The sequence below is a fragment of the Massilia sp. FBCC-B171 genome, assembly GCF_059134155.1.
On the sequence record NZ_CP101443.1, the window covers coordinates 919237 to 932438 of the forward strand.

Here is a 13202-nt window from a genome sequence, read left to right on the forward strand (position 1 = left end):
CAAGGCCGGCGTAATGCTGTGTCGAAGCGCCTATTGTGCAGCGCCGCGCCGCTGGATGCAATGTCCATACAGCGCGCCTGCCAGCAGCAGGAACCAGTAGGCTTCGGTCGGGTCCCACAGCAGGCTGTTGAACAGCGAGGTGATGCCGTAGACAGCCACCAGCAGTGCCAGCGCATCGGCGGTCGGATCGCGCCGCGCCAGCGCGGCCTTGCCGATGGCGCCGAGCAGCGCAAAAAACAGCGCGACGCCGCTCAAGCCGAGCTGGACCGCCAGCAGCAGCGGCTCGCTGTGCGGCTGGTGGCGCCTGTTCTGCTCTTTCGGCGAGCCGACCCAGATGCGTTTCGATTCGGGCGCAAAGACTTCGGAGAAGGAACCGGTGCCGTGGCCGAGCAGGGGGTGATCGAGTACGGCCTGGGTGCCGACCTTGATGAAACTCTTGCGCAGGCCGTTGGGTGAGGCTGCGTTGCTGCTGGCCACCTCGGTCGCCAGCAAGTCCATGCGCGTCTTGAAGTTGGGCGAGACCATATACACGCCTGCAAACAGGACCGACACGGCCGCGGCCACCAGAACGCTGCGCAGCAGCGTGATCCGTGCGCGCAGCAGGTAGAGCGCGAACAGGCCGACGAACAGGGCGACATAGCCGGTGCGGCCATTGCCCATCAGGATGGGCGCCGCGAAATACACGCCCAGGGCCACCAGGCCGGCGCTTTTGCGCCTGTCCTGCGGATAGGTCGCGGCCAGGAAGGCGGCGCAGGCGGCGAACGACAGCAGGATGCCGATCGTGATGTGGTTGCGGAAGGCGTAGGGATCGCTGATGTCGCCCACGCGCCACCAGCCCAGGCTCGAGGTGGGCATGCTGTCGAGCCAGACCAGGTAGAGCGAGCTGGCCAGCACCGCGCAGCCGGCCAGCGACCAGCGCAGCACGCGCGCCGGCAGCTCCGGCGCGCGCCAGCACAGGCAGACAGCCAGGGGCAGCACCAGCAGCTTGGTATATTTGCGCATGGCGTTCTGGATTTCGTCCGGCGGCGCGATCGACCAGGTGCTGCCGATCAGCACCAGCGCCAGCAGGGCGAGCGCGAAGAGCGAGGCCGGCGTGCGCAGCGGCCGTGCCAGCGAACGGTCTGCGACCAGGGCCAGCAGGAAGGCGATCAGGGTCAGGCCGATGAACAGATTCATCAGCGCGGTCGAGAACGGGATGCTGAAGGCGGCGAGCAGCAGCAGCTGGCGCGCGGCGCGCTCGATGCGGCCGCCTTGGGCGGCGGAGGACGGGTGCTGCATCTTGTTTCCTTATTCGTGGCGGCGCGGCGGCATGTCACGTCGGGCCACCGGCAAAATCCCGTGCATTGTACCTTAGACAATTCGAGCTCAGCCCCGCGCCGCCCTGACTGCGCACGCGGGCGCGAGTATGCGAAAATGGTGAGCTGACCATCCTTTCCGGACGGTCCGGATTCCCCGCGGCGCCCGACGGCGCCTGTCACCGCGAGCGAAAAGAGCAAATTGGATAACAGTGTCATCGTCAAGCGCCTGTGGGCGTTCATCAAACCCTACCGTTCGCGCGCCTACATGGCGCTGCTGGCCATGGCGCTCACCGCCGCCACCCAGCCGCTGCTGGGCAAGGCCTTGCAGCTCCTGCTGGACAAGGGGTTCAAGAACAAGGTCGAGTTTTCCCTGTGGTGGATTCCCGGCGTCCTGATTTCGATTTTCATCTTGCGCGGGATCGGCACCTTCGCCACCGCCTACCTCAACAACTGGGTCATCAGCCGCGTCCTCAACGACATCCGCGCACGGCTGTTCGACCGCCTGCTGCGGCTGCCGGCGGCGCGCTTTCATGAAGAGTCGACCGGCAAGATCATCAACACCGTGATCAACGACGTGCGCCAGGTGGTCGACATGATCAACTCGGTCTTCATCGCCTGCGTGCGCGACGTGCTGGTGGTGATCGGCCTGCTCGGCACGCTGCTCTACCTGAACTGGCGCCTGACCCTGGTCGCCATCGTCGTCATGCCGCTGACGGCCGTCATCGTGCGCACCACCACCAAGCGCCTGCGCCAGATGCACCGCGAAAACCAGCGCGTCACGGGCGAAATGACGCAAGTGGTCGAGGAGGCAGCGCGCGGGCACCAGGTGATTCGCGTGTTTTCGGGCGAGCGCTACGAGCGCCAGCGCTTCGACACCCGCAGCGAGGCGCTGCGCGGCTTTTCCCAGCGCAGCACCGTCGCGTTCGCGGCCACCACGCCGATCACCCAGGTCGCCACGGCCATGACGCTGTCGCTGGTGATCGTGCTGGCGATCCGCGCCAACATGACGGTCGGCGAATTCACCCAGTTCGTCACCATGATGCTGATGCTGCTCACGCCCCTGAAATCGCTGGCCGAGGTGAACGGGCCGATGCAGCGCGGGATCGCCGCCGCCGAAACCGTGTTCGAGATGATGGATTCGCCGGTGGAACTCGATACCGGCACGCGCGAACTGGCCAAAGCCAGCGGCCACCTGCGCTTCGAGAACGTCGTGTTCCGCTATCCGAACGCGGCTACGCCGGCGCTGCAGGACCTCACCCTCGACATTCAGCCCGGCCAGACGGTGGCCCTGGTCGGCATCTCGGGCGGCGGCAAGTCGACGTTCGTGAATCTCGTCACGCGCTTCTACGATCCCGAAGGCGGGCGCATCCTGCTCGACGGCGTGCCTTACACCGACTTGCGCCTGGCGAACCTGCGCGCGCAGCTGGCGATGGTGAGCCAGAACGTGGTCCTGTTCGACGACACGCTGGCGGCCAACATCGCCTATGGCGTCGAGCGTATCGACTACGAGCGCCTGGCCGCGGCGGTGAAGGCGGCGCACCTGACGGACGTGGTCGCGCGCCTGCCGGATGGCGTGGAGTCGATGATCGGCGAGAACGGCATGCGCCTTTCGGGCGGCCAGCGCCAGCGCGTGGCGATCGCGCGCGCGATCTACAAGGACGCGCCGATCCTGATCCTCGATGAGGCGACGTCGGCGCTGGACAACGAATCCGAACGCGCCGTCCAGGCCGCGCTCGACACCCTGATGGCGGGCCGCACCACGATCGTGATCGCGCACCGCCTCTCGACCATCGAGCGCGCCGACCGCATCGTGGTGATGGAGCAGGGCCGCATCGTCGAGCAGGGCGCGCATGACGAACTGCTCGCGCAAGGCGGCATGTACGCCAACCTGTACCGGCTGCAGTTCGCGGCCACGGCGGAACAATGAGCGGACGCACCCTCGTCATCTCGCCCAACTGGATCGGCGACGCCGTGATGGCGCAGCCGCTGCTGCAGCGCCTGAAAGCGCAGCATCCCGAGCGAGCGATCGACGTGCTGGCGCCGCCTTCGGTGGCGCCCGTGTGGCGCGCCGCGGTGGAAGTCGACACCGTGCTCGAGACGCCGTTCCGGCACAAGGCGCTGCAGCTGCGCGAGCGCTGGAAGTATGCGCAGGTGCTGCGCGCGCGCGGCTATGCCGACGCCTACGTGCTCCCGAATACCCTGAAATACGCCCTGATCCCCTGGCTGGCCGGGATCAAGCGCCGGGTCGGCTACAAGGGCGAGATGCGCTATGGCCTGGTCAACGTCATGCACCTTGATGACACGCCGCCGCGCCCGATGGTGCCCTTTTATGCCGCGCTGGCGCTGGCGCCAGGCGCGCCCCTGGCGCCGGCGCCGCGCCCGCGCCTGCAGGTAGCGCAGGAAAGGATCGATGCGGTGTGCGCCCGCCTCGAGATCGACGCCGGACGGCTGCTGGTGGTGTTCGCGCCGGGCGCCGAGTTCGGCCCGGCCAAGCGCTGGCCGCCGCGCCACTTCGGCGCGCTGGCGCAGGCCATCCTCGAACAGCATGCGGGAGCGCAGATCGCGCTGCTCGGTTCTCCCAAGGACCGCGAGACCTGCGACGAGGTGCTGGCCTGCGCCGGCGCCGCGGCGGCGTCGATGCTGAACCTGGCGGGGCGCACCCAGCTCGACGAGGCAGTCGCCCTGATCGCGCGCGCGGGCGCCGTGGTGGCGAACGATTCCGGCCTGCTGCACATTGCCTCGAGCCTGAACCGGCCGGTGATTGCGCTGTATGGCCCGACCGACCCGGACCACGCGCCGCCGTTTTCCGACATGGCGCGCGCGATGTCGCTGCGCATCGAATGCTCGCCTTGCCGCCAGCGCGAGTGTCCGCTGGGGCATCACGATTGCATGGAGAAGATGGAGGCGCCGCTGGTGTGGAAAGAGCTGGCGCCAATGCTGGCGCCTTAGCAGTGGGGTGTTCTCAGGCACGAAAAAAACGCGTGGGCTCGAGAGCCCACCCTACGAACAGCGACGAATCGTAGGGTGGGCTCTCGAGCCCACGCGGTAGAACGGCAGATCAGCCGTCAGTTGTCAGCTCGCGTAATGCGCCGCTTCCCCCACCATCTCCCCATCGTCGGCCGCATGCTCTTCCAGCGCCTTCAGATAGCGTCCCAGCGCGTCGTCCAGCGAAGGCAGCAGCACGCCGCGCTCGCTGCCCAGCACCGAGTAATGCGGACGCACCGCGACATGGCCCAGTTCCGACGCCGGACGCTCCTCTAAAGTACGCGGATCGACGCCGGCGATGGCGCAGGCCTTGCGCGCCAGCTCGGCCCAGCTCACGGCTTCGCCATTGGTCAGGTGCCAGACGCCGCGCTCGCGGTCGATCAGGAGGTCGAGGCTGACATTGACCAGGTCAGGCACGTAGGTCGGCGAGATCACCAGGTCGTTCGAGGCCGTGAACGGCTGGCCCGCTTTCATGGCTCTCAGGGCTTGCGTCACGAAGTTGTGCCTGTCCCAGGGGCCGAAGAAGGAGCTGGTGCGGATCACGAGGGCCTGCGGATCGGCTTCCAGCACGCGGCGCTCGGACTCGGCCTTGCTGCGGCCGTACACGCCCAGCGGCGCCACCGCGTCGGATTCGAGATAGGGGGTGTCCTTGCCGCCGTCGAACACCAGGTCGCTCGAATAGGTCATGAAGCGCAGCGCGTGGCGGATGCAGGCCAGGGCCAGCACGGTGGGGCCGTGCGTATTCCCCTTCATGCAGCCGTCAACGTCGCGTTCGGCCTCGTCGACGCGCACATAGCCGCCGGCGTTGATGATGGCCCAGGGCTTGAAGCGCTGGATCGCCGCTTCCACCGAAGCCGGATCGGTGATGTCCATTTCCTGGCGCGTGAGCACGTGGTGCGCCAGGTTGCGCTTCTCGCAGATGCGCGCAAACGCCGAACCGAGGGTGCCGGTCGCGCCCGTGATCAGGATCGGCTGCACATGGTGCGACTTGAACTGGCTGCGCACCGCGATGTCGGCCACCGCCGTGCGCGTGGCCACCGGTTTGCAGAAAAAGCGGCCCGGCCGGCGCCACCAGCCCTGGCCCTGCAGCACGGGATTCGACAGCGCACGGCCGCTGGCAAGTTCGCGCATCATGTTCGCCAGCGCCGTCGGACGCGGGCTTGGTCCGCGCACGTCGAAGGGGCCCGGCTCGTAATAGCCGCGGCATTCGGTGACCAGGCAGTTCCAGTCGTAGGAGCCGAGCAGGGCCCAGACGGTCACCGCGCGGATGTCGGCGCCGCCCGCTTTGGTCTTTTGCGCGGCATTCCAGATTTCGAGCAGCCAGCGCAGCTGGTCTTCGCGGTTGGCGTCGATGTGGGCTTCGGTGATTGCGATCGGCAGTCCGTAGCGTTCCCAGGTTTCCTGCAGCAGCGGCCCGATGCCGGGCGTGGGCGTGGCCAGCGCGCGCGGGGTTTCGATGTCGGCATGCAGGTGGCCGTCGTAGGTGTGGACCCGGTCCTGCGGATAGCGTTCGGTACGGTGATCGAGCCAGCGCTCGCTGGTGGCGTAGTAGTTGGCGCCGATGATGTCGGGCGGGCAGGTGTTCTCGCCGAACCAGAGCAGCTCCTCGCACGTGGCGCCCGACTCCAGCAGATAGGTCCACAGCGGGTGCTCGGGGTCGACCTTCCCGCACAGGATATCCCAGGCCAGCCAGCGCCGTTCGTTGAAGAAGTTTGCCAGCCAGGCCATCTCCGGCGTGCTGTAGGTTTTCGACAGGTCGTCGGTCTGCACCAGTTTCGCTTCCGGGTTGACGGCGCGGATCGCGCGCATCGACAGCACGGTGGCCTTGCACTGATTGAGCAGGGCGCGGATGAAGGTCGTGTGGCTGGTGCCATGCGGGTACCAGACGCCGGCCAGACCGGAAAAGCGCGCCGTCGTCAGTATTTCGTTGACGGGGGTGTAGTACTCGACCCAGGGGTAGCGCCGGGCTACCGCGCCGGCGTACTCGGCGAGCTTTTCGGGGAAGGCCGGATCGACCAGGCTGGTATGTTCGGGGCCGCTGCCATGGTGGATGAGGCCGACGATCGGCGTCACGCCCAGGCGCAGCAGCGCGGGCAGGCGTTCGTCGGACCAGGACCAGTCGGCGTGCTCGATGCCGTTCGGCGCGGTGCGCTCCCATAGCACCGGATAGCGGATTGCCTGGATGCCGAGCGAGGCGAAGCGCTCGATGTCTTCCACGCGATCGAGGTGGCCATTGCGTTCCATCTGGCTGAAATAATTGTCGCGTACACGGTTCACCGTGCATTCGAGGCCGCCCCAAAGCGCCAGCCCTGGTACGGTGTCTGGCTGGATCTGCTTGTCGATGTTCATGAGAAATACCTGCTATTTATGAGACAGGCCCTAGACTAACGGTCCGGTGCAGGCTGTTATGTGAATCGGCTAACATATAGAGGACATTTCGGACTAGTCCTACTTTTTGTCTTCGTATCCATTTCCTCTGCTAAATATCTGCTATCTTCAGCGAAATCGTGCGCTTCTGTTCGCTGAGCAGGTGCAAGATTCGTTGCATTCTTGCCTTTCCGGCAATTCCGTCAAAATGGTGTGGAGTCGCTTTATGTATATGGTGTATTGGACAATTATTGAGGAAGCAGGCAGCCGTCCCCATGCGCAGGGTTTCGGCACCGAGGAGATGGTCAAGGCGATGGGTTTCATGGAAGAGCTGCGCCGGCGCCAGCGCGGCGGCGAGGGCATCCGCTTCATCACCATGTGTTCCGAGCATCCGGAATCGGTGGGGCATCCGGGGGTGGATGTGACGGGGGCGGATTACGACTGGAAGAAGCGGCGGCGTTAGTCTGGAAGGAGAGGGTGCGGCTTCACGGCAGGCTGGCGGCAGGAACCGCTGCATCAGGCCGCCTCCACCGCATCGGGTCACCTGACTCGTGGTCATTGCCTACCCCGATATCGATGAGAAATAAATAAGGAGGTTCGCGTGTCCAACAGCCCTCGGTACACTTCAGGCGGAAGGTTATGCCGTACATCGTTGGCACACGCAGACTCTTTGTCTCCATGTATCCCGGCTCGAACATCCGGGCATGCAGTCGCTTTTTTCCTTCTGGCGTCAGGTCGAACCAAGTGCTGTCGGCCTTCGCCCAAGGCTCCCATCCGCCTGCCTTGAATTGGTTCTGCAGATCCTCCAGGATGACCACGGCTTCGTCGAAAGGCAGTGGATCCAGCATAGGCGACGTGGCAAGTGTAACCGCCTGATTGTACGAGAAGGTGAGCGCGGCGAACTTGGTGGGCGGCAGCACGAACCCGTGTTTCGGATCGGTGAAGCGGATGATCACGGCCGGTTCCGTGACCCAGATCGCGCCGAACTTGTGGTCACCAGGATCTTCAGCGGGCCGGTTAGAGCGCTCCAGCGCCGGGTAGGTGGAATCCTTAACGACCTGCTCGAAGGTCTGGCCGAGGCGGAAGGCGAGGACGGTCGGCTCGGGCGAGCGGGAATGCCACCAGAAAGCGATAGCAACGGCGGCAACGGAAGCAACGAGGTAGCGATCGCGCGTGTTCATTGAACACTGCTACCATTGACTGCATTCTCAGGCTGCTCCCACCGCCTTTGCTCACCCGGCTCCCGGCCATAATTGTCGTCGCCAAGGCCGATATCGATGAGGAACAGGTAGGGTGGTTCCCGTGTCCAGCAACCTTCGCTGCATTTCAGCCGGAAAATCATGCTGTACATCTTGGGAACTCGCAAATCGTTCCACTTCATGTATCCGGGTTCGAACATGCGCGCGTACAAGCGTTTTTTTCCATCCGGCGTCAGGTCGAACCAGGTGCTGTCGTTTTTCTCCCAGGGCTGCCAACCGCCTGCCTTGAATTGATTCTGCAGGTTTTCCAGGATGGCGACGGCCTCGTCGAAGGGCAGCGGGTCCAGCATCGGCGAGGTGGCTAGCGAGACCGCCTGGTTTTCCGAGAAGGTGAGCGCGGCGAACTTGGTGGGCGGCAGGGTGAAGCCGTGTTTCGGATCGGTGAAGCGGATGATCACTGCCGGTTCCTCAACATAGGTCGCGCCGAACTTGTTGTAGCTGGGACTGTCGGCGGGCCGGACCGAGTGCTCCATGACCGGGTAAGTAGAATCCTTGACGACCTGTTCGAAGGTCTGGCCAAGGCGGAACGCGAGGACGGTTGGTTCGGGCGAGCGGGACTGCCACCAGGCGGCGACGACGAGGGCAGCCAGCAAGGCAATGCTGAGATACCGGCGCGTCATGTCACACCCCCGCCGGAGGCGATTGCACGAATCGATGCCTCGACATACGGACGTTCGGGGCCGTGCAAGAGTGTGTGAAATTGTCTGGCGGCTACCAGCACGAAGGGCATGCGCTCTGCCGCTAGCCACAGCTTCGCGTCCTTGCTTCGGGGGAACCACGATGTAAATCCTGACTTGGCTTTGCATTCGGCCGACAGGGTTAGTTTGATCTCTTCGTAGTCGCCAGTCGGGAACTCGGTTGCCCACGCATACTGGTTCATGGCGAGCAGCTTCTGCAGGACGGGATCGGTGTACATGATTTTTTGGAGAATATTCACTTGTTCGTGCTGGGCAAGTCGTTCAACGCTTGAGGCCAAGTCTCCTGAATTGATGAGACTGAACCCATCGCTGATTTCCGCAAACGGCGTTCCAAACCGAAGCACTTCCTTGTCCACGGCCCAATGCACCGGATACTTATCGTTCTGCCTTTTCGCGAGATGAGCGTTGAATTCCTCCCACCCGCGCTCCATGAAAAACCTGTGCAGCGGATAAATATCCAAGAACAAATGCGCATTCCCGAAGCCTAGCTTCCGGAACATGTACTGTGCCGCCGCCTCCGTGCCAGACTGCACCATGGTCGACGCTCCCGCCCCAGGAAACGCGGCGAATGCCTGCTGCACCAACTCGCGCACGCGGCGGTTCTTTTCGCTGACCTCCGCCGAATGGAGCAACCCGCACCCCACCTGCTTCGACGCGAATGCCGCCAGACCCGCCCACTGGAAGCGGTTATCGGCCAGCCATAATTTGGCGTAGGCCGCGTTGATGCGCCTGTTGCGTTCGCGGTCGTTGCCCTCGAGACTGCCGTTTACCAGCAGGATGTTTTCCGCTTCCGCCTGAAACGTGCCCCACAGGTGTTCGGGCGTGAGGATGGGAACGGCGATGGCTTTCTGCACCGTGGCCGCGGGGCCGACGCAGTGGTGCAGGGTGCACTCGCGGATCGGCTTGAGGTTCCGGTTGACCGGAATGCCGTGGTATTTGTGCCGGGCGAACCAGGGGTTCGGCGCTCCGGGGACGTAGCAGGACTGCATCGGCGTTCCTCAGGTGACGGCTTCGTCCGCGTGCCAGGTAACGGCGCCGGCGCGCTGGGCGGCGGCGAGCGGATCAGTCCAGCCCTTGTCGTCGAGCAGGTCCGCGAGCGGCCCGTCCGGCAGCTCGAGCCGGTAGGAACCGGTGTCCAGCGGTTCGAGCGTGTCGGGGTCGATCAGTACCAGGGGCAGCAGGTCGGCGTCGTCCGCATGGAGCCTGGCTGCGTTGGCCAGCGCCGCCGCTGCGGCCGCTGCGGCCAGCTTGCCGGCATACCAGTCGCTGTCGATCGACTGGCAGGCCAGGCGCTGCGCTGCCACCAGGCGCGGCGGCGGGCTGCAGCGGCAGGCGCACAGGTCGTCGTGCAGGGCGGCCTGGCGGCCCTCGACCGATTCGTCCAGGCGCGGCCCGTCGGGCACGATGACGCCTTCCGTGAGGCAGCCGGGGCACCAGCAGGTGTCCCCGAGGACGGCCGCCGGCAAGCCGTCGATGGTCTTGAAGCGGCTGCCGGACGTGACCTTGCCGCCGGCCGTGGTCGGCGCGCCGAGCGTGATGAAATAGCGGTCGATCATGGCGTCTCCGTACGTGCTGAGCCGTCCGGCCAAGACTCCAATCTAGCGACAGACCAGTCCGTTCAATTGAGGGAACGCAGGAATGGATTGACGACCTCGACAGGATGGCGCATGCACCCCGCAGGGCAAGCGGGCGCAAAAGCGACGCTTGCGCTGCGTTGGTGTCAGGCCTGCAGCGAAAACGCCTCGGCAATCGACACCAGTTCACCCGTGCCGGTCGCGTCGTAGCCGGGCAGGGCACCTACCAGGCGGTGGTAGTCGGGGTCGCGCATGATCTCGAGCAGCTGGCGCATGACCGGTTCGTCGGCGGCATCCGTGCGCAGCGCAAAATAATAGTGCTCGCCCACCAGCGGCAGGAAATCGAGCTTGAACTGGGCGGCTGCCGCCTGCATGCCGATGCCGGCGTCGGCCATGCCGCTGGCGATATAGGCCGCCACCGCCGAATGGGTAAACTCGGCGCTGTTGTAGCCGTTGATCGACTCCAGCGGCGGGCCGTCGGCCGCCAGCATCATCTCGAGCAGCATGCGCGTGCCGGAGCCGGCCTGGCGGTTCACGAAGCGCACCTCCGGGCGCGCCAGGTCGGCCAGGCCCTTGATGCCCAGCGGGTTGCCGCGCGCCACGATCAGCCCCTGCTGGCGGCTGGCCACGCGCACCAGGCAATGCAGGTTTGGATCGAGCCAGCGCAAATACCAGGCCACGGTCGCCGCCTCGAAGCGCCCGCGCGGGATGTGAAAGCCGGCCACGTCGCATTCGCGCCGCGCCAGCGCCGCCACGGCGTCGGTGCTGGTGCGGTAGCGCAGGTCGAGCGGCAGTGTGTCGCGGTCGATGCGGTTGATCAGGGCGGCGACGGCGAAGCCGTGGCTGCCGTCCATGCGCAGGGTGCGGATCTTGCTGGCCGCCATGCGCCCCAGTTCCGCCTCCAGTTCCGAGGCCAGGCTGTGCAGGGTCGGCGACAAGCGCGCGGCGATCCGGCGGTCGGCCCAGACCAGCTTTTGCGCCAGTGGAGTGAGCGTCGTGCCGCGCCCGCGCCCGGTCTGCAGCAGCTGTTCGCCGAACAGGGTTTCGGCCGAGCGCAGCAGGCCCCAGGCATAGCGGTAGGACAGGCCGACGCTCTTGGCCGCCTGGGCGATGGAACCCGTGTCCTGGATCGACAACAACAGGCCAAGCAGGTCGGCCGTATCGAGGGGGGCCTCGTCCTTGACGCTGATTTCCCAGTGCGGGCGTATGTGGACTTTCAACATATGCTTAAAATAGCCTATTTCTATGCCAAAAACATCATGCTAACCTCGGAAAGCAACAAAAAATGACTGATTAATATGCTTTAAAAAGCATATTCAAAAACTAAAAAACCGGAGGGGACACATGGGTTTGTTCGATTTTCTAAGTAAGGAACGCACGATTGCGGGGCCGGGCTTCAACCGCTGGCTGGTACCGCCGGCGGCGCTGGCCATTCACCTGTGCATCGGCATGGCGTACGGCTTCTCGGTGTTCTGGCTGCCGCTGTCGAAAGCGATCGGCATCACGGAATCGGTGGCCTGCTCCGCCGACATGGGCTTCATGGCCCAGATCTTCTCGACCAGCTGCGACTGGAAAATCTCGATGCTGGGCTGGATGTACACGCTCTTCTTCGTCTTCCTGGGTCTTGCCGCCTGGCTCTTCGGCGGCTGGCTCGAACACGCGGGTCCGCGCAAGGCAGGCATGGTCTCGGCCGTCTGCTGGTGCGGCGGCCTGGTGATCTCGGCCCTGGGCATCTACACCCACCAGATCTGGCTGATGTGGATCGGTTCCGGCGTCATCGGCGGTATCGGCCTGGGCCTGGGCTATATCTCGCCCGTCTCAACCCTGATCAAATGGTTCCCGGACCGCCGCGGCATGGCGACCGGCATGGCCATCATGGGCTTCGGCGGCGGCGCCATGATCGGCGCGCCCCTGGCCGACAAGCTGATGAAGCACTTCGCCACCGCCAACTCGGTCGGCGTCTGGGAAACCTTCCTGGCCCTGGCCGCGATCTACTTCGTGTTCATGGTCTGCGGCGCGCTGACTTACCGCGTGCCTGCCACCGGCTGGAAGCCGGAAGGCTGGACCCCGCCGGTCAAGGCCGCCAACACCATGATCACCTCGAAGCACGTGCACGCCAGCCGCGTCTGGGGCATTCCGCAGTTCTGGCTGATCTGGGGTGTGCTGTTCCTGAACGTCTCGGCCGGCATCGGCATCCTGGGCATGGCGTCGCCGCTGCTGCAGGAAGTGTTCGGCGGCCAGCTGATCGGCGTCGACCTCGGCTTCAACGACCTCGACGCAGCGCAAAAAGGCCAGATCGCGGCCATCGCAGCCGGTTTCACGGGCTTGCTGTCGCTGTTTAACATCGGCGGACGCTTCGTGTGGGCATCGTGCTCGGACTACATCGGCCGCAAGGCAACCTACTTCATCTTCCTGATCCTCGGTGCGATCCTGTACCTGTCGATCCCGTCGATGGCGCATGCCGGCCAGCTGGCCTTGTTCGTCGGCTTCATTTGTATCATCCTGTCGATGTACGGCGGTGGTTTTGCGACCGTGCCGGCTTACCTGGCCGACCTGTTCGGTACGCAAATGGTCGGCGCGATCCACGGCCGCCTGCTGACGGCCTGGGCTGCCGCCGGTGTACTTGGTCCGATCCTGATCAACTACATCCGCGAATACCAGATCGCCCACGGCGTGCCGAAGGCGCAAGCCTATGACGTGACGATGTACGTGCTGGCCGGCCTGGTCATCGTGGGCATCCTGCTCAACGCGATGATCCGTCCGCTGGCCGACAAGCACTTCATGACCGACGCCGAACTGGCCACCGAGAAGAAGCTGGCGCACGAACGCGACATCAACGCCATGACCGGCACCCGTGTCGGCGGCAGCAGCGGCAGCAGTGTCGCCAGCAGCCCGTTCGTCACGGCCTTCGCCTGGGCGGCAGTCGGCATTCCGCTGATGTTCGGTATCTGGGTGACGCTGCAGAAGGCGTCGGTGCTCTTCAAGTAACTGGCTGTTCGAAGGCTGTACCGCGTGGGCCCT

Annotated in this window: 11 protein-coding genes; 4 read left to right on the forward strand and 7 right to left on the reverse strand. The window is 65.0% G+C overall.

All coding sequences use genetic code 11. The annotated features are described in order from the left end of the window. Positions 1 to 30 precede the first annotated feature (30 nt). A complete protein-coding gene (locus NMB41_RS04160; protein WP_494381222.1) occupies positions 31 to 1278 on the reverse strand; it encodes an O-antigen ligase family protein in 1248 nt (415 codons plus the stop codon). 285 nt (positions 1279 to 1563) lie between these two features. Between NMB41_RS04160 and msbA the strand changes: the two genes are divergently transcribed. Continuing rightward, positions 1564 to 3225 carry a lipid A export permease/ATP-binding protein MsbA gene (gene msbA / locus NMB41_RS04165; protein ID WP_494382931.1) on the forward strand — a complete coding sequence of 554 codons (1662 nt, stop codon included), beginning with the start codon at positions 1564 to 1566 and terminating at the stop codon, positions 3223 to 3225. Next, positions 3222 to 4247: a lipopolysaccharide heptosyltransferase II gene (waaF, locus tag NMB41_RS04170; RefSeq protein WP_494381223.1), complete on the forward strand. Its 1026-nt coding sequence runs from the start codon at positions 3222 to 3224 to the stop codon at positions 4245 to 4247. Before msbA ends, waaF begins: the two co-directional genes overlap by 4 nt. A gap of 123 nt (positions 4248 to 4370) precedes the next feature. Here the strand turns inward: waaF and NMB41_RS04175 are convergent, their stop codons facing one another. Beyond that, positions 4371 to 6632, reverse strand: a complete 2262-nt coding sequence (locus NMB41_RS04175) for a family 1 glycosylhydrolase (protein ID WP_494381224.1) — start codon at positions 6630 to 6632, stop codon at positions 4371 to 4373. Between the two features lie 244 nt (positions 6633 to 6876). Here NMB41_RS04175 and NMB41_RS04180 point away from each other — a divergent pair, with 244 nt between their 5' ends. Then, on the forward strand, positions 6877 to 7113 hold the full coding sequence (locus tag NMB41_RS04180) for a hypothetical protein (RefSeq protein WP_494381225.1): 237 nt from the start codon (positions 6877 to 6879) through the stop codon (positions 7111 to 7113). A gap of 22 nt (positions 7114 to 7135) precedes the next feature. Here NMB41_RS04180 and NMB41_RS04185 read toward each other — a convergent pair whose 3' ends face one another. The 5 genes from NMB41_RS04185 to NMB41_RS04205 form a co-directional block, all read right to left on the reverse strand. Further along, a complete protein-coding gene (locus NMB41_RS04185; protein ID WP_494381226.1) occupies positions 7136 to 7831 on the reverse strand; it encodes a hypothetical protein in 696 nt (231 codons plus the stop codon). After that, complete coding sequence (locus NMB41_RS04190; RefSeq protein WP_494381227.1) at positions 7828 to 8529, reverse strand: hypothetical protein; 702 nt, start codon at positions 8527 to 8529, stop codon at positions 7828 to 7830. The genes NMB41_RS04185 and NMB41_RS04190 overlap by 4 nt, the downstream gene beginning before the upstream one ends. Then, positions 8526 to 9596, reverse strand: coding sequence for a DUF2515 family protein (locus tag NMB41_RS04195; protein ID WP_494381228.1), 1071 nt, complete (start codon positions 9594 to 9596; stop codon positions 8526 to 8528). The genes NMB41_RS04190 and NMB41_RS04195 overlap by 4 nt, the downstream gene beginning before the upstream one ends. Before the next feature lie 9 nt (positions 9597 to 9605). Further along, positions 9606 to 10163: a PAAR domain-containing protein gene (locus NMB41_RS04200; protein WP_494381229.1), complete on the reverse strand. Its 558-nt coding sequence runs from the start codon at positions 10161 to 10163 to the stop codon at positions 9606 to 9608. A 164-nt stretch (positions 10164 to 10327) separates the two neighbouring features. Continuing rightward, positions 10328 to 11404, reverse strand: a complete 1077-nt coding sequence (locus tag NMB41_RS04205) for a substrate-binding domain-containing protein (RefSeq protein WP_494381230.1) — start codon at positions 11402 to 11404, stop codon at positions 10328 to 10330. 121 nt (positions 11405 to 11525) lie between these two features. On the opposite strand from NMB41_RS04205, the gene NMB41_RS04210 reads away from it, so the two are divergent. Beyond that, entirely contained in the window at positions 11526 to 13169 is a 1644-nt protein-coding gene (locus NMB41_RS04210; RefSeq protein WP_494381231.1) for an OFA family MFS transporter, read from the forward strand. The last annotated feature ends 33 nt before the right edge of the window (positions 13170 to 13202 follow it).